Consider the following 24,581-nt stretch of genomic DNA (forward strand, 5'->3'; position numbering starts at 1 on the left):
GTGCTCAACGCCAAGGGACTCGACAAAGCCGGCATGCACCCGACCATGCTCGATCTGCTCCGCTGGCACGGCGCCGAAGAGGTCGAACACCGCTCCGTCGCGTACGACGTCATGCGCTACTTCGACAAGCGCGAGACACGCCGCATCCGAACGCAGATCGTCGTCACACCGGTACTGGTGTGGCTGTGGATTCGTGGCACCAGGTTCCTCATGCGCAACGATCCCGAACTTGCCGCTCAGGCTCCCAGCCGTCGACGCCCCCACCTGTCCGATTTCATCGCGGCGGGTAAGCGAGGCACGGTTCCCACCTCGTTCGAGCTGGTCAAGCGGATGTCGACGTACTTCAGCAAGTCGTACCACCCCAGCAAAGAGGGCTCGACCGCCCAGGCGGTGCAGTACCTCGCGTCGTCACCCGCAGCACAGGCGGCTGCACGGTGATTTCACTCTCGAGGGTCAAGGACGTCATTTCCGGTCACGACGGGTTGCCGCGGTTTCCGGCGCCACCCGATCTGTCCGGTAAGAACCGTCCCGACCGCGCCATGCGCATCACGGAGTTGTTGGCGGACAAGTACCTTCGGGTGTTGACGGCCTACGACTACAACCCCGAGATCGCGGGCCACAACCCTGACACGGCCATGAACATGGTGGTCAGCACGCGTGAGGTGGTGGCTACCGACGAGAACGTCGTTCGCCTGCGCTTCGAATCCGCCGACGGCTCACCGATTCCGCCGTGGCATCCGGGTTCGCACCTGGACTTCCATCTACCTTCGGGTCTGCGGCGTCAGTATTCGCTGTGCGGCGACCCGGCCGATCGCACGGGATACAGCGTCGCGGTGCGCCGGATCCCCGACGGCGGTGGCGGTTCCATCGAGATGCACGCCCTGCAGCCCGGTGAGCACGTCACGGTACGCGGACCTCGCAACGGCTTCCCCTTTGTGGGAGAAGGCAGCGCGTTGTTCGTCGCCGGCGGTATCGGCATCACACCGATCATCGCAATGGTCCGTGCGGCAAGAGAATTGGGGATGGACTGGTACTTCGTGTACTCGGGCCGATCCCGTGAATCCATGCCGTTCCTCGACGAGATCGCGACCTGGGATCCCGAACGTGTTTTCGTGCGCCCGGACGACGAATTCGGATTGCCCACCACCGCAGATCTTCTCGGACGAGCGCCGGTCGGCGGTGCCGTGTACTGCTGTGGCCCGACGCCGATGCTCGACGCCGTCCGTCGTGGATTCCGCGATACACCCTCTGCCGCTTTGCATTTCGAGCGGTTCGGGGCTCCGCCGGTGATCGACGGCAAGGAATTCGAAGTGCAGCTGGTCAATTCGGGTCAGGTGCTCACCGTGCCGGCCGACGAGTCCGCGCTCGACATCATCAAGAAGACGTTGCCCGGGGTCGGGTACTCGTGTCAGCAGGGTTTCTGCGGAACCTGTCGTGTGAAGGTGCTCGCGGGTAAACCCGATCACCGCGAAAGGCGTCTGACCGACACCGAGCAGGAAACGGAGATGCTCATCTGCGTATCCCGTTCCGACGGTGGACGTCTCGTTCTCGATCTCTAGATTTCCCAGTCCGAAGGATTAACTCCGAAGGGTTCAACAATGTCCAAGCACTCTCCTGTCCATGCCGTGACCGCGCGTCGGGTGACCAACGGTTCCGTCAGCCTGGCCGTGTTCGAGCAGGGCAAGGCGGACGGCGAGACCATCGTCCTGGTGCATGGTTGGCCCGACACCCATGAATTGTGGAACCGCGTCGTGCCTTTGCTCGCAGACGACTTCCGCGTCGTCAGCTACGACAGCCGCGGGGCCGGCGAGAGCACGATCCCCTCGAGGGTGCAGGACTACCAACTGAGCGCACTGGCCGGCGATCTGTTCGCCGTCATCGACGCGGTCAGCCCGGGTAAGCCGGTGCACGTCCTCGCACACGACTGGGGATCCGTCGAAACCTGGGAGGCAGTCTGCGAGCCGGGTGCCGAAGAGAAGATCGCGTCGTTCTCTTCCATCTCGGGCCCGAATCTCGATCATCTCGGTAAGTGGATCCGGGCGAGCGCATCCAAGCGTCGTTTCCTCGGCCCGGCGGCGCAGGGAATCGCGTCGGCCTACACCGTTCTGTTCCAGATTCCCGGCCTGTGCACCCTTCCGTTGCGTCTGTGGTTCTCCAAGCACTGGCCGGCATTTCTGGGGTTCTTCGACGGTCTGGACCCCCGTGTGGTCAACACCGCGCCCACCATCGCCGACGACATGGTGAACGGACTCAAGCTTTATCGCGCGAACATCCGGCCGTCTCTCGGCAAGCCGCGGGATCGGTACACGGACGTGCCCGTTCAGCTCATTCTGAACAAGTACGACAAAGCCGTTCGTCCGGTGGGATACGAGGACGCCGAAAAATGGGTCTCCGACCTGCAGCGACGTGAAATTCCCGCGGGACACTGGTCGCCGTTTTCACATCCGGGCGAGGTTGCCGAACATGCGCGGGCATTTATCGCGAGCCTGAGAGAGCGTCGCTCGGAGAAGCAAAGTTCCTAGCGTTTCACCTTCAGGGGATCGTAAAAATTCGTCTGCGGCGCAGCCAGGGGTGTCATTGGCCGCTTCTAGTCGGTGCTTACCAGTAAGATGGTCAACGGTAACTAGCGGCAACATTCTCGAACCCGCTCCGACGACACCCGCAAGGGCTTGCTGACGGCTGCGCTCGAGTATTGACGGAGAAGGAGAGCTACCCACCCGTGGCTGCCCAGAAGTCAGATACAAGCACTTCCAGCAAGGACTACAACGCGTCGTCCATCACCGTCCTCGAAGGACTCGAGGCGGTACGTAAGCGTCCAGGCATGTACATCGGTTCCACCGGTGAACGCGGCCTGCACCACCTCATTTGGGAGGTCGTCGACAACTCGGTCGACGAGGCGATGGCCGGACACGCCACCAAAGTCGAGGTCACCCTCCTCGAAGACGGCGGAATCCGCGTCATCGACGACGGCCGTGGCATCCCGGTCGGCATGCACGCCTCCGGAGTACCCACCGTCGAGGTCGTGCTGACCCAGCTGCACGCCGGCGGCAAGTTCGACTCCGACTCCTATGCCGTCTCCGGTGGTCTGCACGGCGTCGGCATCTCGGTGGTCAACGCGCTCTCCACCCGGCTCGACGTCGACATCAAGGTCGACGGCTACCGGTGGCAGCAGACGTACACCGATTCCAAGCCGGGAGAGCTCGTACAGGGCGATCCGACGAAGGAGACCGGCACCACCGTCAGTTTCTGGGCTGATCCCGAGATCTTCGAGACCACCCGCTACAACTTCGAGACCGTTGCGCGTCGTCTGCAGGAAATGGCCTTCCTCAACAAGGGCTTGACCATCACGTTGACCGACGAGCGCGCCGAGGTCATCGACGACGAAGCTGCCGAGGTGGCCGAGGCTCCCAAGTCTGCTGCCGAAGAAGCCGAAGAAGCTGCTCATGCAGCGCCGCGTAAGTCCAAGACCCGCGTCTACCACTACCCCGGTGGACTCGAGGACTACGTCCGGCACATCAACAAGAGCAAGACCCCGATCCACAACTCGGTCGTCGGATTCACCGCCAAGGGCACCGGCCACGAGCTCGAGGTCGCAATGCAGTGGAACTCCGGTTACTCGGAGTCCGTCCACACCTTCGCCAACACCATCAACACCCACGAGGGTGGTACCCACGAAGAGGGCTTCCGCGCCGCACTGACCGCAACGGTCAACAAGTACGCGCTCGAAAAGAAGCTGCTCAAGGACAAGGATCCCAAGCTCACCGGTGACGACATCCGTGAAGGACTCGCGGCCATCATCTCGGTGAAGGTCGGCGAACCCCAGTTCGAGGGTCAGACCAAGACCAAGCTCGGCAATACCGAGGTCAAGTCCTTCGTGCAGAAGGCGTGCAACGAGCACCTCGCGCACTGGTTCGAGGCGAACCCGGCCGACGCGAAAACCATTGTGAACAAGGCTGTTTCGTCGGCGCAGGCCCGCGTCGCCGCACGTAAGGCGCGTGAGCTGGTCCGTCGTAAGAGCGCGACCGACCTCGGTGGCCTGCCAGGCAAGCTCGCCGATTGCCGCTCCAACGATCCGGAGAAGTCCGAGATCTACATCGTGGAGGGCGACTCCGCAGGCGGCTCGGCCAAGTCCGGCCGAGACTCGATGTACCAGGCGATCCTCCCGCTCCGCGGAAAGATCATCAACGTCGAGAAGGCGCGTATCGATCGCGTCCTCAAGAACACCGAAGTCCAGTCGATCATCACCGCGTTCGGCACGGGCATCCACGACGAGTTCGACATCGCCAAGCTGCGCTATCACAAGATCGTGCTCATGGCCGACGCCGACGTCGACGGTCAGCACATCGCAACGCTGCTGCTCACGCTGCTGTTCCGCTTCATGCGGCCGCTCGTCGAGCACGGCAAGGTCTACCTCGCGCAGCCGCCGCTGTACAAGCTCAAGTGGCAGAAGGGTGCGCAGCCGGAATTCGCGTACTCCGACCGCGAGCGCGACGCGATGGTCAAGGCCGGCCTCGAGTCCGGCAAGAAGATCAACAAGGACGACGGCATCCAGCGCTACAAAGGCCTCGGCGAGATGAACGCCAAGGAACTGTGGGAAACCACGATGGACCCGACGGTGCGCGTTCTGCGTCTTGTCACGCTCGACGACGCGGCTGCTGCCGACGAGCTGTTCAGCGTGCTGATGGGCGAAGACGTCGAAGCACGACGCAGCTTCATCACCCGCAATGCCCGGGACGTTCGTTTCCTCGACGTGTAGGGCCTGCGGCCCTGTGATCGGTTGAGGAGTCCCCGGACTCCTTTTCCGCGCACAAGGGCTTGCCCCCTCTTTTAAGAAAGTGAGCTCATGACCGACACCACGTTGCCACCGGACGGTCCGCAACACGACCGGATCGAACCGGTCGACATCCAGCAGGAAATGCAGAACAGCTACATCGACTACGCCATGAGCGTCATCGTCGGTCGCGCTCTGCCGGATGTCCGCGACGGACTCAAGCCGGTGCACCGCCGCGTGCTCTACGCGATGTACGACAACGGATATCGCCCCGACCGCGGATACGTGAAGTCTGCCCGACCGGTCGCCGAGACCATGGGTAACTACCACCCCCACGGCGACTCCTCGATCTACGACACGTTGGTCCGTATGGCCCAGCCGTGGTCGCTGCGTTACCCGCTCGTCGACGGTCAGGGAAACTTCGGCTCCCGAGGCAACGACGGCGCAGCCGCCATGCGTTACACCGAGTGCAGGCTCACGCCGCTCGCGATGGAAATGCTGCGCGAAATCGACCACGAGACAGTCGATTTCACCCCGAACTACGACGGCAAGACGCAGGAACCGACGGTTCTGCCCAGCCGTATCCCGAACCTTCTGATCAACGGTTCCAACGGCATCGCCGTCGGTATGGCCACCAACATTCCGCCGCACAACCTGCGTGAAGTTGCCGACGCCATCTACTGGGCGCTCGAGAACTTCGAGGCGGACGAGGAAGCCACCCTCGCGGCCGTCATGGAGCGCATCAAGGGACCCGACTTCCCGACGCACGGTCTCATCGTCGGTGGACAGGGCATCCAGGACGCCTACACCACCGGTCGTGGATCCGTTCGTATGCGCGGCGTCGTCGAGATCGAAGAAGATGCCAAGGGCCGCACCACGATCGTCATCACCGAGCTGCCCTACCAGGTCAACCCGGACAACCTGATCACCTCCATCGCGGAGCAGGTTCGTGACGCCAAGATCGGTGGCATCTCCGACATCCACGACGAGTCCTCGGACCGCGTCGGCATGCGCATCGTCGTCACCGTCAAGCGTGACGCTGTTGCCAAGGTCGTGCTGAACAATCTGTACAAGCACACCCAGCTGCAGACCAGCTTCGGCTGCAACATGCTCTCCATCGTCGACGGAGTGCCGCGCACACTGCGCCTCGACCAGATGATCCGTCTGTACACGACGCATCAGCTCGAGGTCATCGTTCGTCGTACCAGGTACCTGCTTCGCAAGGCACAAGAGCGCGCCCACATCCTGCGCGGTCTGGTCAAGGCGCTCGACGCTCTGGACGAGGTCATCGCCTTGATCCGTGCGTCGCAGACCGTCGACATCGCTCGCGCCGGATTGATGGAACTCCTCGACGTCGACGAGATCCAGGCCGACGCGATCCTCGGCATGCAGCTGCGTCGTCTCGCCGCCCTCGAGCGTCAGAAGATCGTCGACGAGTTGGCCGAGATCGAACTCGAAATCGCGGACCTCGAAGACATTCTGGCTCGCCCGGAGCGTCAGCGCGCGATCGTTCGTGACGAGCTCAAGGAAATCGTCGACAAGTACGGCGACGACCGTCGTACCCGCATCATCGCCGCCGACGGAGACGTCAACGACGAGGATCTGATCGCCCGCGAAGACGTCGTCGTCACGATCACCGAGACCGGCTACGCCAAGCGCACCAAGACCGACCTCTACCGCTCGCAGAAGCGCGGCGGCAAGGGTGTTCAGGGCGCCGGCCTCAAGCAGGACGACATCGTCTCGCACTTCTTCGTCACCTCGACGCACGACTGGCTGCTGTTCTTCACCACGAAGGGCCGCGTCTACCGCGCGAAGGCTTACGAACTGCCCGAGGCGAGCCGTACCGCTCGCGGTCAGCACGTGGCCAACCTGCTGGCCTTCCAGCCGGACGAGCGCATCCAGTCCGTCATCCAGATCAAGACGTACGAAGACGCGCCCTACCTGGTGCTCGCCACTCGCAACGGTCTGGTCAAGAAGTCCAAGCTCACCGACTTCGACTCCAACCGCAGCGGTGGCATCGTCGCCATCAACCTGCGTGGTGAAGACGAACTGGTCGGCGCTGTTCTCTGCTCCGCCGACGACGACCTGCTTCTCGTCTCGGCACAGGGCCAGTCGATCCGCTTCTCGGCCACCGACGAGGCACTGCGTCCGATGGGTCGCGCAACGTCCGGCGTCCAGGGCATGCGCTTCAACGGTGACGACGAGCTGCTCTCGCTCAACGTCGTTCGTGAAGGCACGTTCCTCCTGGTCGCCACCTCGGGCGGTTACTCCAAGCGAACCGGCATGGAGGACTACCCGGTGCAGGGTCGCGGCGGCAAGGGCGTGCTCACGATTCAGTACGACAAGAAACGTGGCACTCTGGTCGGTGCGCTCATCGTCGACGACGACGACGAGCTGTACGCGATCACCTCGGGCGGCGGCGTCATCAGGACGGCGGCCAAGCAGGTTCGTAAGGCAGGACGCCAGACCAAGGGCGTGCGTCTGATGAACCTCGGCGAAGGCGACACACTGCTCGCGATTGCGCGCAACGCCGACGAGCCCGAAGAGCTCGCTGCAGAGACCACCGACAACGCAGACAATGCCGATGGAGCTAAGGAGTCCTAGTGAGCACTCCCAACCAGCCGGGCAGTGACCAGAAGAGCGGAAGCCCTTCAGGTTCGACGCCACCGAAGCCGGAGCAGGCAACTGCTCCGGCGGGGCCGCAGACCTCGAAACCTGCAGCTCCAGCGGACGGCGGACCCAAAGCTTCCGAGGCAGCTCCGGCGCCCAAGGCACCTGAGCCGCCTCGCGGCCCGTCGGCTCAGAAGCCGGCGGGTGGGGCTTCCGACGCTGCGGGTGCGGCCAAGGGTCAGGCTCCTTCCGCTCCTTCTGTGGCTCCGGCTGCGCCGGTAACTCCGGCGAAGGGTGACGGTCAGGCTCCGCCGCCGCAACCGGTTGCCAATCAGGCTCGTGGCAGCCAGGCACCGCCTTGGCAGCGCGGACCCCAGCCGTCAGGGCAGCCGCAGGGGCAGCCAGCTCAAAGTCCGGCTGCCCAGAGTCCGGCCGCTCAGAGTCCGGCATCCAAGGCTCAGGCACCGCAGAATCAGGCTCCGCAAAGTCAGCCGCAGACCAACATCACGCGCCCAGCCGGCGCTGGTGCTCCGGCGGGTCGACCGGCAGCTCCTGCCGGGGGTAAGCCACCTGCCGGTCCGCAGCGTCCTGCAGCGGCCGGCCCGGCGCAGGGTGGCCCGGCCAAAAACCCCGCGCAGGGTGGTGCGCCGAAGGGACAGCCCCAAGCGGGTCGTCCTGCCGCCGGTGCACAGGCAGGTCGCCCTGCCGGCAACCCTTCGGCGCGTCCCGTCGTGACGGGAACGGCGGCGGCCGCAGCTACCGGTGGCGTCGCCGGCGCGGCAGCAGCCAAGGCTGTTACACCCTCGGGCGCAAATCCCAAGGCTGCAAACGCCACAGTCGCCAATCCCACGGTCGCGAATCCGAAAGCAAAGGCTGCTGCGATCGACGGGCCCACTCGGCACATCGATCGCAAGGATCTGCCGAAGGACATGCCTGACCTCTCCGAGGCCAAGCATCCGTTGCCTGCTGCGGTGAAGGGTGAGAAAACTCACGCCGTATCAGCTTCGGCCGTCGACGGTGCGCCGCTGCGCGCAACGGTGCAGATCCGTCGTATCGACCCGTGGTCCACGCTCAAGATCACGTCCGTGATCTCGGTGTCGCTGTTCTTCGTGTGGATGGTGGCCGTCGGACTGCTCTACGTCGTTCTCGACGGCATGGGCGTCTGGGATCGCCTGAACAACGCGTTCACCGACATCGTTGCCGACGGCGGCTCCGACGGTCTGGTGACGGCGGGCCAGGTGTTCGGCTACGCGGCGCTGATCGGTATCGCGAACATGGTGCTTTTCACGGCACTCGTCACGATCGGATCGTTCATCTACAACCTCTGCAGCGACCTGGTTGGCGGCGTAGAGGTAACTCTCGCCGACCGCGACTGACCTGCGAAAACATTGCTCCGCCGGGCCCGTTTTGGTGTCAGCGGCCCGGTGGGGTAATCTTTGGAATCGGTTCAGGGGCCTATAGCTCAGGTGGTTAGAGCGCTTTACTGATAATGAAGAGGTCGGAGGTTCAAGTCCTCCTAGGCCCACTCCCATGTGCCGAAGAAGGGTTGCTGGAATGAAGGTTTTCCTGCTTGTCGGGGCCGGAATTCTGGTAGCTCTCGGGGTCACCAAGCTGATCAAAAGTCAGCGCGGAGACAAGGTTTGGCACGATTTGGAAACAGGATAGAACCTAGGTACTCTGACTCCGGTCAGAAAACCGAACGGGGCCTTAGCTCAGTTGGTAGAGCGCTGCCTTTGCAAGGCAGATGTCAGGAGTTCGAATCTCCTAGGCTCCACAGTAAGAAAACACCCTCCCGGGATCCGGGAGGGTGTTTTTGTATGCCGATGTACCCCGTGTCTGCCCAGTCGTGCCCGACTTGTGTGCCCCCGTTTTTGAGCGAACGGCACTTTCGGCGCACTGAAGGCGATGAACATGCCGTTCGCTCGGAGTGGGGTGGCCAGAACCGCGCCCACTATGGACCGTTCGTCCCGAATTCTCCGGAAAGTCTAGTGGTCATAACCAGCTGGGCGTACCGTGGGGAGAACCCAATTTCAGGAGGTTCGTAGTGCTTCACAACGACATTCCCAGCCACGGTGAAATTGCCGCACTCGCGGAGGTGGAGGGGCCCACCTGCATCACCATCGTTACTCCGACTGAAGATGCGCCTCAGGAATACGACAAAGCGCGCATAGCCTTCAAGGACCAGGTCCGCTCGGCACTCGCGTCGGTGGAGGATCCCGCCGAGCGCAAGCAGTTCGAGGCCGAATACTCAGAGCTCGACGACGACGACGATTTCTGGCGCTTCCAGTCGCGCTCATTGGTCACGTACGCGACGCCGGAGCGTCTGGTGACCTTCCGTCTCCCCAACCGTCTGCAGGCGCTCGAAACGGTCAGCGATCGGTTCCACCTCAAGCCACTGCTCCGTTCGGTGACGTTCCCCCAGACGGCGTTTGTTCTCGCTCTGGCAGAGGGTTCGGTGCGGCTGATCGAGATCGCCGCCGATCAGCCCGCCGACGAGGTCCGTGTTCAGGGAATGCCGAAGAACGCTGCGGATCACGCGGGCAAGTCGTCGATCAACAGCCGTACCGAAGCGGGTCGGTTGTCGGGGTCGGACAGCCGAAAGTTGCGCGTCAATCAGTACGCCCGCGCAGTCGATCACGAGGTCCGCGGTGTGCTCGCCGGCCGTGACGTCCCCTTGATCCTGGCCGCTGCCGAACCCATCGCGTCGGTGTATCGCTCCGTGAATTCGTACCGCCACCTGGTCGACAAAACCGTCGAGGGAAACCCGGAAGCCTTGTCGACGCAGGAAGTGGCGGACGGTTCGCGTCCGGCGCTCGACGACTTCCACGCCGAGCAGCTGGCGGCGGTGCGGGACACCTTCAATGTGCGCACGGAACAGGGACGCACTCAGACGGACGTCGCCGACGTGGCAACAGCCGCGACGTACGGACAGGTCGACACCGTTTTCATCGACATCGATTCCGTCGTACCCGGAAGTCTCGATCCCCAGACAGGCGCTCTCACGACCGGTGAGTCGACCAACGGAAGCACCTACGGTGTCGTCGACGAGATCGCTCGTCGTTCGCTCTTGACGGGCGCTCGGGTGCTCGCTGTTCGCGCGGAGGACATTCCGGGCGGCGGCGCAGTTGCCGCGATTTTGCGCTTCGCTCCGTAAACAGACTGGACGCGTGTGCGCCTCGTGACCTGATTCGGGCACGGGCGCATACGATTCCGGCATGAAACGTGTGTGGGAACGGCTGCGCCTCTACTGCAAGACGCTGCACCCGGTCGGGCTTGCCTTTGCTCTGGTCTTCTTCACGTGGTCGATGAGTCCGTCCCTGTTGCCGCGCGCGTGGTACCTCCAGGGCGTTGCGACGGGCATCTCGCTCGCGATGGGATACGGCGTCGGCGTCACGGTTGCCTGGATGATCCGCAAGTGCGGCGTCGAACCGCAATGGTCCGATCGCACCAAGAAGATCGGCTGGCGAATCCTGCTGGTCGCGGCCGTCATTCTGGTTCCGACGTTCTTGGTCCTCGGTTCGTGGTGGCAGCAGATCGTTCGCGATCTCGTGGAAGCTCCACGCACCAATCAGGCGAATTATCTTCTGGTGCTGATGATTTCGCTCGGAATCTGGTTCATCCTGCTCGAGGCTGGTCGTGGTCTTAGGTTCACCACCAACAAGCTCACCGCAGTCGCGCTTCGGTTCGTTCCCCTCGAAGCGGCGAAGGTCGGCAGCTTGATCGTCATCTTCGCTCTCGGCATCTTCATCGTGAACGGTGCGCTGTACAACGGGCTCATCGCGTTCGCGAACTGGAGCTTCTCCGGCGCCGATCACGAAACTCCGGACGGCATCGAACAACCATTGATCGCCGAGCGCAGTGGTTCACCGATGTCCGCCGAGGCCTGGGATTCTCTCGGCCAGGAGGGGCGAACCTTCATGGGCAGCGGTCCCACCGCAGCCGAGATCTCTGCGTTGACCGGACGTGAAGCGAAGCAACCGATCCGCGTGTACGCCGGACGGGAATCCTCGGACTCGATCAACGGGGTGGCACAGCGCGTCGTCGACGAGTTGGAGCGCACCGGCGGATTCGACCGTGGAACCCTCGCAGTCGTGACGACCACCGGCCGCGGTTGGGTGAACGAGGACGTCGCGTCGGCGTTCGAGTACGTCGAGGGCGGCGACACGGCGATCGCGTCGATGCAGTACTCGTTCCTTCCTAGTCCGTTGGCCTTCATCGCCGACCGCGAGACGCCGATGATCGCCGGGCGCGCGCTGTTCAACGCGGTGTACGCCAAGTGGATCGACCTGCCTGTGGAGACGCGCCCCGAGTTGGTTGTCTTCGGTGAGAGCCTCGGCTCCTACGGTGGCCAGGCCGCATTTGCCGGCGCTCAGGACATGATGACGCGTGTCGACGGCGCACTGTGGGTCGGAACCCCCAACTTCACTGCTCAGTGGCAGGAAATCACGGACAGTCGTGACTCGGGTTCGAAGGAAATTCTGCCGGTGATCGACGGTGGACGCGCCATTCGGTTTGCCGGTGATCCGGAGGATCTGGAGCTGAAGTCGGATTGGGACGACGACCGCATCGTGTACTGGCAGCACGCCAGCGACCCGATCACGTGGTGGTCCTTCGACCTGCTGCTCAACAAGCCGGATTGGCTCAAGGAACCGCTGGGTCGCGACGTGGATCCGGGAATGACATGGGTTCCTCTCGTGACCTTCTGGCAGGTAACCCTCGACATGGTCTTCTCGGCTGACGTCCCGTCCGGGCACGGTCACAATTACGGCGAGGATGCAGCGGACATGTGGGCCAAGATCCTGCACCCCGAGGCCTGGACCTCTGCTGATACCGACAAGCTTCGTGCGCTGCTGACCACCAATCTGGAGCCCACTAAGTAGTCGTAAACGGTTGTAATTCAGCCTGTTAAGGCGAAAACCTCACGAAAAAGTGTTACGTGAGGTATGTGTTACTCTGCGTTCGCTGTGTGCCAAGCCACAGCGCAAGCGAACGTGGGGAGATCGAAACGTGAAGAGCAGAGCATGGTGGGCGGCCGGGGTCTCCGTCGCGGCACTGGTCATGGGTGCTGTGACGGCCCCTGCCGCAACGGCGGAGCCGGCGGATTTCTACACGCCGCCGGTCGAGCTTCCGGCAGGTGCCAACGGAGATCTCATCAAGAGTGAGCCGTCACCACTGCTGCTGAGCGTGCCCGGATCGAACGGTGCGTGGCCGGCAACCGCCACCAAGATCATGTACCGAAGCGAGGACGCCAAGGGCGCCCCCGTTGCCGTGACGGGCACCTATCTCGAACCGTCGAACCCGTGGACCGGGCAGGGGGCGCGTCCACTGGTTGCCGCAGCGGTGGGAACGCACGGGCAGGGCGATCAATGCGCTCCGTCCAAGCTGTTCAACACCGGTATCGAGTACCAGTTCCCGACGGACGTCATGGTCGGCTACGAGTCCATCTGGGTGAACACGTTGCTGCTCAACGGCATTGCCGTCGTTGTCACCGATTACGAGGGCCTCGGAACTCCGGGCGATCACACCTACGTCAACCGTGAAGCCGAAGCGCACGCCGTTCTGGACTCGGTGCGAGCCGCTCAGCAACTCCCGAGCACGAGCATTCCCGCCGACGGCCCCGTCGGACTGTGGGGTTACTCGCAAGGTGGTGGAGCTGCCGCTGCCGCAACGGAATTGAAGCCGTCGTATGCTCCTGAGCTTGATCTCAAGGGCACGTACGCAGGTGCACCGCCCGCCGATCTGGCGGCGACGCTGCAGCAGGTCGACGGCACGTTCCTCACCGGAGTGATCGGCTACGCGCTCAACGGGATCCTTGCGCAGTACCCCGAGGTTCAGCCGCTGCTCGACGCCGAGATCAACGATCGCGGCCGACAGATGTTGGCCGCCACCAAGAACCAGTGTGTCGCCGAAAGTGGATTGCAGTTCGGCTTCCAGCAGTCGTCGAGCTTCACCAATTCCGGTGAATCACTCTCCGCAGTTCTGGCGCGTCTACCCATGGCGCAGGCAATCCTCGACGAGCAGAAGATCGGCAAGCTGACGCCGGAGTCGCCCGTGCTCATTCAGCATGGCCGCTCCGACGACATCGTTCCGTTCGGCCAGGGACAGCAATTGGCGCAAGACTGGTGCGGCAAGGGCGCGACGGTGCAGTTCTCCGTCAACGAACTGCCCCCGATCATTCCGGGACTGGCAATTAATCACGCGACGCCGTATCTGGTCGGTACCCCCGAATCCGTCGGGTACATGATCGATCGCTTCAACAACGTCCCGGCACCGTCCAACTGCTGAACGTGAACATCGAAAAGCCCCGGAACACAATCTGTTCCGGGGCTTTTCGTATCTCGACTAAGCGGTCTTCTCGGCCGAGTTCTCCTCGAGGCGAGGGGGTGCGGAAGCGACCGGCGGATGCTCGCGTCGGCGGCTCTTGAAGAACACCGCGCCACCGATCACCGCGACACCGGCGATGACGAACACCGTGACGCGCTTGCGGCCGCGAGGCTTCTCGGTGCGTTCCGCGGACTTCGTGGGGATAGCCTTTGCGCGCTCGACGCCCTTCTTGGCGAGGACTTTGCCCTGACGGCCCAGGAACAACCCGACCTGCCCAGCGCCGCGAGCGACCGACGTCGCGACCACCGCGGCGATACGGCGAGCGTTGTCGGCTGCCTCGGACTCCTTGATACGAGCCGCTGTCTCTTCGAGGTAGGCGGCGGTCTCGTCGAAGGTGTCCTCGACGCGGGCGCGCGCGTGATCGAAGGTGTCGGGCAACTGCGTGCTGAGGGACTCGGTCACTCGTGTCATGACTTCACTGTGCCATAACAGCGAGGCGAGGACAGGGAGAGTTTTACGGGGCGACATCCGCGAGAACGCCGGCAATGGCACGATGGTGGTGTGACTTCAACTCATCAGACCGCAACCGCAACGCTGCACACGAACCGCGGCGACATCAAGATCGCTCTGTTCGGCAACCATGCGCCGAAGACCGTCGAGAACTTCGTCGGCCTCGCCGACGGCTCGAAGGAGTACACCACCGCAAACGCCGCCGGCACCAAGACCGGCCCGTTCTACGACGGTGCCATCTTCCACCGCGTCATCGACGGCTTCATGATCCAGGGTGGCGACCCCACCGGCACCGGCACCGGCGGCCCGGGCTACAAGTTCGGTGACGAGTTCCACCCGGAACTGCAGTTCGACCGCTCCTACCTGCTGGCCATGGCCAACGCAGGCCCGGGAACCAACGGCTCGCAGTTCTTCATCACCACCGGCCCGACGCCGCACCTGAACCGTCGCCACACCATCTTCGGTGAGGTTCTCGACGACGATTCCAAGAAGGTTGTCGACGCCATCTCCTCCACCTCGGTCGATCGTGGCGATCGTCCGGTCGAGCCCGTCGTGATCAACAGCATCACCATCTCCTGAACAGGTAAAACAAGCAGATGACGAACCCCGGTTGGGGCGGCGGTGCGAGTGAGGGCATCCCGCCCCAACCGCGGTGCGTCCGCCATCCAGATCGACCTACCGCACTTTCCTGCAATCGTTGTGGACGTCCCGCGTGCCCGGATTGTCTCCGCGAGGCGGCGGTGGGATACCAATGTGTTGACTGTGTAGCTGCCGGTCAGCGTGATGTCCGTCCCGTTCGGGGCGTCGCCGGAAACACTGTGAGTCCGACCCGCGCGGTCCCGGTCGTGACGTACACCTTGATGGGGCTCAACGTCCTGGCGTTCCTCGCCACCTTCGCGCAGTCGCGAAGCATCATGAACAATCAGGTCGGCTCGTCGATCTTCGCGAACTGGGCACTCAATCCGGGGCTCGTCGCCAGCGGTGACTGGTTCCGGCTCATCGGCTCCGGGTTCCTGCACTTCGGCATCTTGCACCTCGCGGTCAACATGTACGCCCTCTACATCCTGGGCCGCGACACCGAAATTGTGATGGGCCGCTCCCGGTACATCGGCATCTACCTGGTTTCGCTTCTCGGCGGTTCCGCCTCGGTGATGGCGTTCCAGCCGGTGTTCTCTTCGCTCACGGCCCTGTCCTGGACTGCTGGGGCGTCGGGAGCGATCTTCGGCATCATGGGCGCACAGGCAGTCCTTCTATTGCGTTTGCGTCGAAGCCCGGTCCCGATCATCTCGGTGATCGCGATCAATGTGATCATCAGCATTTCGCTGCCCGGGATCTCGTTCTGGGGTCACGCGGGAGGTCTGGTGGCAGGTGCCGCAACGGCCGCTGCATTCCTGTACGCCCCGCAGTGGTTGGGCGCCGGTGAGAACCGCGTGAAAGCAGTGCGGATCGGCTGGATCGCTTTTGGTGCCGTCACCGTGGTGACAATCGGAGTCATCGTGCTCCGCGTCGTCCAACTGCGCGAACAGCTGGGAATCAGCTAGCAAGAATCCTAGGGCCCAGCCGTTCTATGGCTCAGCCGCCGATGATGGACTCGCAGGCGAACGTGATCTCGAAGCTCGACGTCTCCGTCGGGTTGCCCTTGTCCCGGGCGCCGATTCCCTCGCCCGTCACCACGAAGGTATTGCCGTTCTGCTTGGCACTGGCAGATCCGCCGGGCAGTCCCGGTGCGTATCCGGCGGTGTACGGCAGACCGTTCGATCCACCCTCGCTTCCGGCGATTCCAGCAGTCTGAACCGTGCCGGATTCATCGACGATGGCCGAGACGGTCAACATGCCGTAGGTGGGATTTTCCGCGTCGAGCAGTGTCATAACTGTCGTGCCGCCGTCCTTTGCGCACTTCGTCTCGAACGTGGCGTCAAGCGCCTTCCCGCCGACGGTGACCGAGGACGTAGCGGACGAAGCGCCGGCGGCAGGTTTGTCCGAGCCAGTCTTGTCGGAGTCGCTGCCGCAGGCGGAGGCGAATAGAGCGACCGCCGCGATGGTGGCAGCGAAAGCGGTGGAGGACCGGCGGGTCATCGTGGTCCGAACCATCTTCGTCATGTTCTGTCCTTCAAGTCACGCGGTGCGTCCGCACTTGCTCTGGCTATTTCGGCGACAACACTAACCACTGACTCGGTGCTCGTAGCTCTAAACCCCCAGCTCAGACGGGTTTGTCGCCTTCGACTGTTCAGGGACGTTCGTCGGGCTGCCCGGGATTATCTGCCGGATCTTTGGGAGCAATCGCACATGCAGAGACGGCTTCTGTAGAGATTGTCCACATAGGTTGGGCTCGGTCGTGCTTCTACTGTGGCTTGAGTCACTTCGTAGATAGCACCGCTGACCTTTTCCGAGGAGTACCCCTGCCATGACCTCCACCGATAGCACCACCACTGACGGTGGGGTTGCGCCGAGCGAGATCGAATCTCGCGTGGTGAAGAAGGTAGCGCGACGGCTGATTCCCTTCCTGATCCTGCTCTATTTCGTGAACTATCTGGATCGTACGAACATCGCTTTCGCGAAGCTCACCATGAGCGCCGACCTCGGGATGACCGAGACGATGTTCGGGCTCGCCTCCGGGCTCTTCTTTGTCGGCTACCTGCTGTTCGAGGTGCCGAGCAACCTGGCCCTGCACCGCTTCGGCGCCCGGCTGTGGATCGCACGCATCATGCTCACCTGGGGCATCCTCGCCGCTGCGCTCGCATTCGTGCCGAATGTCGGCAGCCTCTACTTCCTGCGCATCCTGCTGGGCATCGCCGAGGCCGGCTTCTTCCCCGGAGTTCTTCTCTACCTGACCTTCTGGTTCCCGAAGAAGTACCGCGTACGCCTGATGGGCCTGTTCCTGCTGACTCTTCCGCTCTCGTCGGCGCTCGGCGCCCCACTCTCGGCGGCCATCATCCAGTACGGCGACGGTCTGTTCGGCCTGGCCGGATGGCGCGTGATGTACCTGATCGAGGGTCTGCCTGCCGTGATCTTGGCGTTTGTCGTCTGGTTCTACCTCACCGACCGTCCCGCCGACGCCAAGTGGTTGACCCTCGAGGAACGAACCTGGCTGATGAAGTCGATGGCCGACGAGGAAAAGGAACTCGGCGACGCCGGTCACCAGTCGGCCGGTAAGACCCTGCGCGATCCCCGCGTCATCGGCTTCGGTCTGGTCTACTTCGGAATCACCTACGGTCTATACGCTTTGAGCTTCTTCCTGCCCAGCATCGTCGCGGGATTCAAGCAGACGTTCAACACCGATTTCTCGCTCGTCGAGACCGGTCTGATCGTGGCGGTCCCCTACGCGATCGGCGCCGTCGCGATGGTGCTGTGGAGCCGCCATTCCGACAAGACCGGTGAACGAATGTGGCACGTCGCAGCGCCGACGCTTCTGGGTGCGGTGTCCATTCCGATTGCGCTGTACCTGGATTCACCGTTCACCGTCATGATCGCCGTCTCGCTCACCGCTGTCGGCGTGCTGTGTGCGCTCCCCGTCTTCTGGTACCTGCCCACTACGTTCCTGACGGGCGCCAGCGCGGCCGCGGGTATTGCCATGATCAACTCGATCGGCAATGCGTCGGGCTTCGGTGCTCCGTACATCACCGGCTGGCTCACCGATGTGACCGGAAATGCCAAGGCGGGGCTGTGGGTGGTGGGCGCCGTGATGCTCTGTGCCGCAATCCTTGTTGTAGTGCTGGCCAAACGATCGAGCAAGCCTGCTCAGATCTGACCGAGTTTCCCCGCACTGGCACGCAGCCGGATCAGGAGCGCAAGATCGAGCGCCTGGTCCGGCTGACGCCACTGTGTTCCGATCAACCGGTCGATGGACTCGAGGCGTTGGTACAGGGTGTTGGCGTGAATCGCGAGCGCGGCGGCGGTCGCGGAGTGCTTGCAATTGTGGGAGAGGTACGACGCCAGGGTGTCCAATAATGGAACCCCGCGTCGTTGCTCCTCCTCGAGGAGGGGGCCGAGGGAACGCTGCGTCAGCGCTTCCAGTTCGTCGCGGCCGGTGCGGCTGAGGAGAATCCGGTAGATGCCGAGTGAACTTGCCGGTTCCACGTGTGAGGCCCGTCCGAGCGTCTCGAGGACGTCGACGGTGTGCTGCGCCTCGACATAGGCCCGCGCCAGTCCTTCTGCTCCAACCGCCGGATCGGCGATTCCGACGGTCGGGTTCTCTGAGGGTTGCACCCACGCCGCCGCAACCTCTGTTGGTGACATTCCGGGAATGAGTGCAATGACCCGTGAACCATGCTCGGCAACAACGGTTCCCGATGGAAAAGCAATTTCCTCGATGCTACGACGCGTCCGGTCGACGGCATCGGCCGGGCGGGCCACCACGACGGTGTACGAGCGGTCGGGGTTGAGTCCGGCCAGGCGGAACTGCCCGGTGACTTCGGCCGGCGTCGGTGCAGGCCTGGTAATCAGATCGACCAGAAATGCGTCGCGTGCTCGGCGGGTGGCTTCCCTGGCTGCCCGTTCGCCGACCAGCGCCAGCGCAATGGCGGGAGCAGACCTTTCGAGTGCCAACCTCATGGCGGCAGTGGGTTCCTGCCGTGCGAGCAGGAACAGAACTCCGAGTTGGTCACCGGCACTGCGCACTTCGGTGGCGAACAGGAACTGCTCACCGACGACGAGCGTCACTTCCTGCTCGCGTCGGTCTGCGGAAAGTATGTCGAAGACTTGATGCACGCTCTCGCTCACCCGTTGCAACCCTGGCGGGATCTCGGATGTTCCGGTCACGAAGAACACCGGTGAGCCCGTCGACGCCGAGGTTTCCTCCACGAGTTCACGGACTCCACCGCCGCGCAGGACAACCTGAGTGAGCGAGCGGTCCCAGGTCAGTGTCTGTTCGAGAAGTGCTGTGCGCTTAGCAAGTTCGGTGTTCGCGGCGTTCACTTCCGCAACCGTCGCGCGATAGCGTTCGAGAGAACGGGCATTCTCGATGGCCACCGAGGCATGGGCTGCGAGTGCGGACAGCAACGCAACTTCTTCATTGCCGAATCGACGCTCCTGACGCTTACAGGCGCACAGCGCACCCAGGATCTTGCCGTTCAATGTCAGTGGCACGGCCAGCAGGCCGCGCATGTTCTCGGCTCGCGCTGCGTCGTCGGCCGGTCCGATGTGTGCAAACGAGGGATCGTTGCGGTAGTCGGAAGACCAAGCGGGAGAAGAGTTCTCGACTACGCGACCAATCAGACCTTCGCGAAAGGGAACCGTGAGGCCGAGTAGCTGGGACGTGTACGCCCCACTCGTAACCTCGATGATCAAGATGTCGTCGTGAATCAGAGCAAGGTACGAAAGGTCCACGCCGAGTAGTCGTTTGGCCTGGTCCACGATCTCTTGCAGGAGGGCATGGTGATCGTGCATCGTGGTGAGCAGAGACGCGATGTCGTTGAGCGCTCCCAGTTCGGTGGCGCGCTGTCGGCGCTGAGCCAGGAGACTTCGTAGCTGAAGTGCCGAGCGGGCTTCTCGCTCGATCTCGGCGGCGGCCTCGGGGCCTGAGCCTGCGGCCAGTTGATCGCGATGCTCGATCAGTTCCTCGGTGGATGCCTCGGCCAGGAGAAGCTGCAGCCAGTTCTCGTGCATCCGCGCTCCCTTGTTAGACCACTGGTGACTATGGAGAGAATGTCCATACAGTTTCCGGTTTCTCGGAGTAAATCTACATGGGGCGGTGTAGCCGCCGTCACTATCGTGGAGGCATGACACTCCTCGAGGCGCTCAGCTCGCAGATCGATGCGGATCGACTGATCACCGACCCCGACATCATGACGAGCTACATCCACGACGACGCCGAGTGGGCTCCGTACGAGATGCCGGTCGCCGTGGTCCGTCCGCGCACAGCCGAGCAGGTACAGACCGTTGTGCAGGCGTGCATCGCCCACGGTGCGCCCGTCGTGACGCGCGGCGCCGGTACCGGATTGTCGGGCGGAGCCAACGCGGTCGCTGGTGGCGTCGTGATCGCCTTCGACGCGATGAATGCCATCAAGGAGATCAACACCCTCGAGCGTTTGGCCGTGGTGGAACCCGGTGTGGTCAACGATCACCTCCGCGACGCCTGCGCTGAGCACGGACTCTGGTACCCGCCCGATCCGGCCAGCGCGCCTTGGTCGACGATCGGCGGCAATGTCGCGACCAATGCCGGCGGCCTGTGCTGCGTCAAGTACGGCGTCACCAAGGACTACGTGCTGGGCATGCAGGTGGTCACCGGAACCGGCGAGCTGGTTCGGCTCGGGCGTCGAACTGCCAAGGGAGTGGCCGGGTTCGATCTCTCGGCGCTCATGGTCGGCTCCGAAGGAACTCTCGGCGTGATCACCGAGGTGACCGTCAAACTTCGTCCTCAGCGCGATCCCGAACGCACCATCGTCGGGTACTTCGACTCCATCGTCGCTGCGGGCAAGGCTGTCGAAGCTGTAGCCGCCGACGGTCTCACGCCGTCCGCCCTCGAGTTGATCGACCGACAGTGCCTGCTTGCCGTCGATGCCTGGAAGAATATGGGCCTCTCGGCCGACGCCGAGGTAGTACTGCTCGGCCGCATCGACACACCCGGCGAGATCGGCGACGCCGAAGCCGAGCGAATGTTGGCCTGCTTCAACCGTTCCGGGGCAACCTGGAGCGCGAGGTCCACCGACCAGGAGGAAGCCGACGCACTGTTCTCCGCCCGGCGGTTGGCGTACCCCGCCCTCGAGCGGCTCGGCCCGGTGCTCACCGAGGACATCTGTGTTCCCAAGGCTGCGGTCCCGGAAATGTTGGCGCGCATCGAGGCCATCTCGGCCCGCCACGACACGCACATCGCGAACATCGCGCACGCGGGTGACGGCAACCTGCATCCGCTGCTGATCACGCCACACGACGACGAAGCGGCACGTCGACGCGCTCAGGCCGCTTTTGCCGAGATCATCGACAGTGCTCTCGAGTTGGGCGGAACCGTCACCGGTGAACACGGAGTCGGCCTGCTGAAGATGGGCGGCCTCGCGCAAGAACTGTCACCGGCGGTTGTTGCGATGCATCATGCAATCAAGGGGGCACTCGACCCCCACGGAATCATGAACCCCGGCAAGGTGATCTGAAGAGCCAGCTCCGTAACCGAATCGGTTTCCGCAGTTACACCGCTGAAACGGCGAGTCCCTACGCTGAGTTGAACCACTTGGTTCAACTCGATGTAAGGAGTCACGGATGTTCTCTTCCGACTTGACGCAGGCAAGTGTCGTTCCCCGGCGCGTGGACACGGTCGAGGCTGTCCGGGCTGCGATCGCACTCGACGGCGCCGCGGTTTACGGCGGGCTGCACACCGAGGAGGACGCGATTGCCTTTGCGTCGAAGTTGCTCGGTGAGAAGTACATTCGCGTCGGCCGACAGTTCGAGGCAAGCGCAAGAAGTCAGGATGCCGAGGCCGCCGTCGTCGACACCCAACCGGTGGACGAACGCGGCAGGAAGCGCTCGTTCGGCATCTCCGGCGAGCGGATGACTGCCCACAACGACGGTTTTGCGTTCGGTGACTACGCGCCCGACTATCTGTTTCTGTGGTGCAAGCGTCCGGCGTATCCGAGTGGGGGCGACTCGTTTCTCATTGACGCGCTCAAACTGACGCGGTTGCTCGCCTTCGATCCCGCAACCGCTGAATTGGCCGAATTCTGTTGGAGCACAGACATCGACCATTCGGAGCCGAACTTCCCGCAGAACTCCTTTGCGCCGATCGCCAGGACGGTCCCGAGTGGACGCAACCAGGTTCGGTATCACCCGTATCTCGCGCCGATCGCCGGTGAATCGGAAGTAGCGCAGTGGCCGCTGGTGAAGCAGTGGAGTGAGGCTGTGATTCACGTGCGCGACAGCGGTCCGATGTTCCGCGCCGAAGCCGGCGAGATGATCTGCATCGACAACTACCGGGTACTGCACGGCCGCGACGGATACACCGACCCCGGCCGTGAGCTGTACTCGATCTGGGGATGGTCGAGCGACGCCGTGGCAGTGCCGCAGCAGGCTCTCGACATCGTGCAACCAGACCTGGCGGCGCTCGCTATGTAATCGGCCTCGCCGCAGATTGCACGGTGGCAACAATCGATTCCGTCAGATGCCGGGCGGCACGGTCGACCACTGCGCGGTCGCCGCCACCGATCAGAGTCATCTGGAAACCGCGCCAGGCGGCGACGATCTCGTGTCCGAGAGTTTCGGCAAGCTCGGCGTCGACGCCGGTTTCGGCTATGGCGCGGGCAGTTTCGTCGGCCCATTCGTTGGCAACGCCCTCGAGGAGCGGGCGGTACTGCTCCGAGTCGAATGCGGCCACACCGAAGAGTTCGAAGAAGAGCCGATGGTAGGCAACAAGTTCGGGGTCGGCGAGGATGCCCCACGCGTCGTGTAGACGGTCCGCGATGGGGATCTCGGAATCGCGGATCAGATCGAGGAGGTGGGCGATCCCGGGAAAGCGAAGCCCGGCGCGGCGCAGTGCTTCGAGGAGCAGTCCGGCCTTGCTCCCGAAGTAGTAAAGAAGCATGCGATTGTTGGAGCCGAGTGCGCGGCTGAGCCCCCGAAGCGTTGCCGAGGAGACACCGAACTCGAGGACGTAGTCGGCGGCGAGGTCGAGAAGGCGGCCGCGCTCCGCGCGCTCTGAACCGCGCTCCGCGCGCTCTGAACCGCGCTCTGAAACTTCTGGACTACTCACCGCTCGACCCTACTTCTCGGGCGGTACCAATCCGTGGATAGCGAGCACGTCGAGGACGTCCTCCGGCGAGGTACCGAGATCCCAGCGTCCGAAGATCAACAGCTTCTCGGTGTCGGTGGGCCGGTCGACGATGTCGATCTCGAGCATCGGGACGCGTCGACCCAGACGCGGGTAGCGGACAAGCCGCACGCGGTCGATCTGTTCGCGGGTAAACGTGTGCCGGGCGCGCAGTCGCTGCACCGCGATCGACTTGGTTCCCCCGTCTTCGATCACGGCCAGGCGGGGACGCTGACGCAGAGCGAGACCGCCCATCACGAACAGCCCGATCACCGCGAGGGCGAGCAGGAAGCGTCCGGCCGGCTCCGTGGGCGCGACGATCGAGGCGATCGCGAGGGCAATTCCGCCGCCGAACATCGCGTAGACAACACCCATCGGAGTGGCCCACGAGACGACCTCCGTGACGTTGTCACGAGGCTGTGGATGAAATTCATCCTCGAGCATGTGGATAACTTCCTAGGTTGTCCACAGGAGTTATCCACAATGGGGATGAATGACACCCATGTAATTGAATGACGGTCACGATCCGGGTCGAATCAGATACTCGCTGGTCAGCGCCATCTCATGGTCATGACAAGGCCGACAACCATGAAACCGAAGCCGACGAGGAAGTTATAGTTTCCCAAGTCGTTCATCCACGTGATCGAATCCGCGGCCAAGTAGTACACAATCAGCCATGCCAGGCCGACAAGCATGAATCCGAGCATCACCGAGACGTACAACGTGCTCGACGGACCCATCTTCACCTTCACCGGAGTGCGGTTTGCCGGGTTGACTGTGTAGTCGTTCTTCTTACGGACCTTCGACTTGGGCATGACGTCCTCGCTCTACGGTGTGACCTGCATGTGTTACCTACACGCTAACGTAGCTGTGTCCAGTTGGTCACCGGCCGACCTGCACAATCCGGGAGGAGCCACGTGTCTTCGGGTGAATCTTCACGAACCGTCTGGCACATCGGTGTACTTGCCGTCTGCCTGGTAGCCGGTCTGATGGTCGCCACGGCGCAACGATCCGCCGAGGAAAACCAGCTCCAGGTCACCGAAAGCACCAGGCTCTCCGATCTGGTCCGCAGCGCCCAGGCCAATGCCGAAAAAGTCTCGGCCGACCGGGACGAACTTGCCGCCCAGCTCGATTCGCTGCAGCAAGACGCCGCTCGGTCCGACGCCGGAGTGGCCGCCGCGCTCGGTGACATCAAGAACATCTCCGCCGACGCGGGACTGACGGAGATGACCGGCCCCGGCGTCGTGGTCACCATGACGGACGCTCCGCGCAACGCCGACGGCAAGTATCCGGTCGACGCCACCCCGGACGACCTCGTCGTGCATCAGCAGGACGTCCAGAGCGTCCTGAACGCACTGTGGGCGGGCGGTGCCGAAGCGGTGGGCATGCAGGACCAACGGATCATCAGTACGTCGGCGCCGCGGTGCATCGGAAACACTCTGCTTCTGCACGGTCGCACCTACAGTCCGCCCTACGTGATGAGTGCCATCGGCGACGTCGCGCGCCTCGAGGCGGCACTCGCTGCCGAACCGGGCATTCGGATCTACAAGCAGTACGCGACCCGCTTCGGCCTCGGGTACACGCAGGCAACGCCGTCGCAGATCACGGTCCCCGCCTATACCGGCGGATAGCACA

Annotated in this window: 21 protein-coding genes and 2 tRNA genes; 17 read left to right on the forward strand and 6 right to left on the reverse strand. The window is 63.3% G+C overall.

All coding sequences use genetic code 11. From position 1 onward, the window contains the following. The 11 genes from ACFWEM_RS19660 to ACFWEM_RS19710 form a co-directional block, all read left to right on the forward strand. A partial coding sequence (locus ACFWEM_RS19660; protein WP_378536210.1) for a metal-dependent hydrolase occupies positions 1 to 438 on the forward strand: 438 nt, incomplete at its 5' end. Next, positions 438 to 1,559, forward strand: a complete 1,122-nt coding sequence (locus ACFWEM_RS19665; protein WP_378537143.1) for a PDR/VanB family oxidoreductase — start codon at positions 438 to 440, stop codon at positions 1,557 to 1,559. The genes ACFWEM_RS19660 and ACFWEM_RS19665, both read left to right, overlap by 1 nt. Positions 1,560 to 1,598: 39 nt before the next feature. After that, a complete protein-coding gene (locus tag ACFWEM_RS19670; protein WP_378445275.1) occupies positions 1,599 to 2,522 on the forward strand; it encodes an alpha/beta fold hydrolase in 924 nt (307 codons plus the stop codon). Positions 2,523 to 2,719: 197 nt separating this feature from the next. Then, positions 2,720 to 4,756, forward strand: a complete 2,037-nt coding sequence (gene gyrB, locus ACFWEM_RS19675; RefSeq protein ID WP_378445277.1) for a DNA topoisomerase (ATP-hydrolyzing) subunit B — start codon at positions 2,720 to 2,722, stop codon at positions 4,754 to 4,756. Positions 4,757 to 4,843: 87 nt separating this feature from the next. Beyond that, positions 4,844 to 7,375 (forward strand): DNA gyrase subunit A, encoded by a 2,532-nt coding sequence (gyrA, locus tag ACFWEM_RS19680; protein WP_378445279.1) that lies wholly within the window; start codon positions 4,844 to 4,846, stop codon positions 7,373 to 7,375. After that, a complete protein-coding gene (locus tag ACFWEM_RS19685) occupies positions 7,375 to 8,757 on the forward strand; it encodes a DUF3566 domain-containing protein (protein ID WP_378536212.1) in 1,383 nt (460 codons plus the stop codon). Before gyrA ends, ACFWEM_RS19685 begins: the two co-directional genes overlap by 1 nt. Positions 8,758 to 8,832: 75 nt before the next feature. Beyond that, positions 8,833 to 8,906 (forward strand) — tRNA-Ile (locus tag ACFWEM_RS19690). A gap of 176 nt (positions 8,907 to 9,082) precedes the next feature. After that, positions 9,083 to 9,155 (forward strand) — tRNA-Ala (locus tag ACFWEM_RS19695). Between the two features lie 270 nt (positions 9,156 to 9,425). After that, positions 9,426 to 10,535: a hypothetical protein gene (locus ACFWEM_RS19700; protein ID WP_378536214.1), complete on the forward strand. Its 1,110-nt coding sequence runs from the start codon at positions 9,426 to 9,428 to the stop codon at positions 10,533 to 10,535. Positions 10,536 to 10,596: 61 nt separating this feature from the next. After that, positions 10,597 to 12,261 (forward strand): alpha/beta hydrolase, encoded by a 1,665-nt coding sequence (locus ACFWEM_RS19705; protein ID WP_378536216.1) that lies wholly within the window; start codon positions 10,597 to 10,599, stop codon positions 12,259 to 12,261. A 127-nt stretch (positions 12,262 to 12,388) separates the two neighbouring features. Continuing rightward, the gene (locus ACFWEM_RS19710) at positions 12,389 to 13,666 is read left to right on the forward strand and encodes a lipase family protein (protein WP_378536218.1); all 1,278 of its coding nucleotides are present in this window, start codon (positions 12,389 to 12,391) and stop codon (positions 13,664 to 13,666) included. 57 nt (positions 13,667 to 13,723) lie between these two features. Here the strand turns inward: ACFWEM_RS19710 and ACFWEM_RS19715 are convergent, their stop codons facing one another. Beyond that, the gene (locus ACFWEM_RS19715; RefSeq protein WP_042453366.1) at positions 13,724 to 14,176 is read right to left on the reverse strand and encodes a hypothetical protein; all 453 of its coding nucleotides are present in this window, start codon (positions 14,174 to 14,176) and stop codon (positions 13,724 to 13,726) included. A 90-nt stretch (positions 14,177 to 14,266) separates the two neighbouring features. On the opposite strand from ACFWEM_RS19715, the gene ACFWEM_RS19720 reads away from it, so the two are divergent. After that, positions 14,267 to 14,794 (forward strand): peptidylprolyl isomerase, encoded by a 528-nt coding sequence (locus ACFWEM_RS19720; protein WP_283305660.1) that lies wholly within the window; start codon positions 14,267 to 14,269, stop codon positions 14,792 to 14,794. 17 nt (positions 14,795 to 14,811) lie between these two features. Next, positions 14,812 to 15,756, forward strand: a complete 945-nt coding sequence (locus ACFWEM_RS19725; RefSeq protein ID WP_042453365.1) for a rhomboid family intramembrane serine protease — start codon at positions 14,812 to 14,814, stop codon at positions 15,754 to 15,756. A 31-nt stretch (positions 15,757 to 15,787) separates the two neighbouring features. On the opposite strand, the gene ACFWEM_RS19730 is transcribed toward ACFWEM_RS19725, so the two are convergent. Then, positions 15,788 to 16,315 carry a lipoprotein LpqH gene (locus tag ACFWEM_RS19730; protein ID WP_378536221.1) on the reverse strand — a complete coding sequence of 176 codons (528 nt, stop codon included), beginning with the start codon at positions 16,313 to 16,315 and terminating at the stop codon, positions 15,788 to 15,790. A gap of 304 nt (positions 16,316 to 16,619) precedes the next feature. Here ACFWEM_RS19730 and ACFWEM_RS19735 point away from each other — a divergent pair, with 304 nt between their 5' ends. Continuing rightward, positions 16,620 to 17,963, forward strand: a complete 1,344-nt coding sequence (locus ACFWEM_RS19735; RefSeq protein ID WP_095969324.1) for an MFS transporter — start codon at positions 16,620 to 16,622, stop codon at positions 17,961 to 17,963. Here the strand turns inward: ACFWEM_RS19735 and ACFWEM_RS19740 are convergent. Continuing rightward, on the reverse strand, positions 17,954 to 19,819 hold the full coding sequence (locus tag ACFWEM_RS19740) for a helix-turn-helix domain-containing protein (protein ID WP_378536222.1): 1,866 nt from the start codon (positions 19,817 to 19,819) through the stop codon (positions 17,954 to 17,956). The two genes, ACFWEM_RS19735 and ACFWEM_RS19740, sit on opposite strands and share 10 nt — an antisense overlap. Before the next feature lie 113 nt (positions 19,820 to 19,932). Between ACFWEM_RS19740 and ACFWEM_RS19745 the strand changes: the two genes are divergently transcribed. Both ACFWEM_RS19745 and ACFWEM_RS19750 read left to right on the forward strand, forming a co-directional pair. Further along, positions 19,933 to 21,300 carry an FAD-binding oxidoreductase gene (locus ACFWEM_RS19745; protein WP_378536224.1) on the forward strand — a complete coding sequence of 456 codons (1,368 nt, stop codon included), beginning with the start codon at positions 19,933 to 19,935 and terminating at the stop codon, positions 21,298 to 21,300. Between the two features lie 106 nt (positions 21,301 to 21,406). After that, positions 21,407 to 22,255 carry a TauD/TfdA family dioxygenase gene (locus ACFWEM_RS19750; protein ID WP_378536226.1) on the forward strand — a complete coding sequence of 283 codons (849 nt, stop codon included), beginning with the start codon at positions 21,407 to 21,409 and terminating at the stop codon, positions 22,253 to 22,255. On the opposite strand, the gene ACFWEM_RS19755 is transcribed toward ACFWEM_RS19750, so the two are convergent. From ACFWEM_RS19755 to crgA, 3 genes are all read right to left on the reverse strand, one after another. Beyond that, the gene (locus tag ACFWEM_RS19755) at positions 22,248 to 22,889 is read right to left on the reverse strand and encodes a TetR/AcrR family transcriptional regulator (RefSeq protein WP_378536229.1); all 642 of its coding nucleotides are present in this window, start codon (positions 22,887 to 22,889) and stop codon (positions 22,248 to 22,250) included. The genes ACFWEM_RS19750 and ACFWEM_RS19755 overlap by 8 nt on opposite strands. Before the next feature lie 9 nt (positions 22,890 to 22,898). Then, positions 22,899 to 23,390: a PH domain-containing protein gene (locus tag ACFWEM_RS19760; protein WP_378536231.1), complete on the reverse strand. Its 492-nt coding sequence runs from the start codon at positions 23,388 to 23,390 to the stop codon at positions 22,899 to 22,901. A gap of 107 nt (positions 23,391 to 23,497) precedes the next feature. After that, positions 23,498 to 23,761 (reverse strand): cell division protein CrgA, encoded by a 264-nt coding sequence (gene crgA, locus ACFWEM_RS19765; RefSeq protein ID WP_003942576.1) that lies wholly within the window; start codon positions 23,759 to 23,761, stop codon positions 23,498 to 23,500. Positions 23,762 to 23,863: 102 nt separating this feature from the next. Between crgA and ACFWEM_RS19770 the strand changes: the two genes are divergently transcribed. Continuing rightward, the gene (locus ACFWEM_RS19770) at positions 23,864 to 24,577 is read left to right on the forward strand and encodes a DUF881 domain-containing protein (RefSeq protein ID WP_003942461.1); all 714 of its coding nucleotides are present in this window, start codon (positions 23,864 to 23,866) and stop codon (positions 24,575 to 24,577) included. Positions 24,578 to 24,581: the final 4 nt, after the last annotated feature.

The sequence above is a fragment of the Rhodococcus sp. NPDC060176 genome (genome assembly GCF_042728675.1).
Lineage (GTDB): Bacteria > Actinomycetota > Actinomycetes > Mycobacteriales > Mycobacteriaceae > Rhodococcus_F.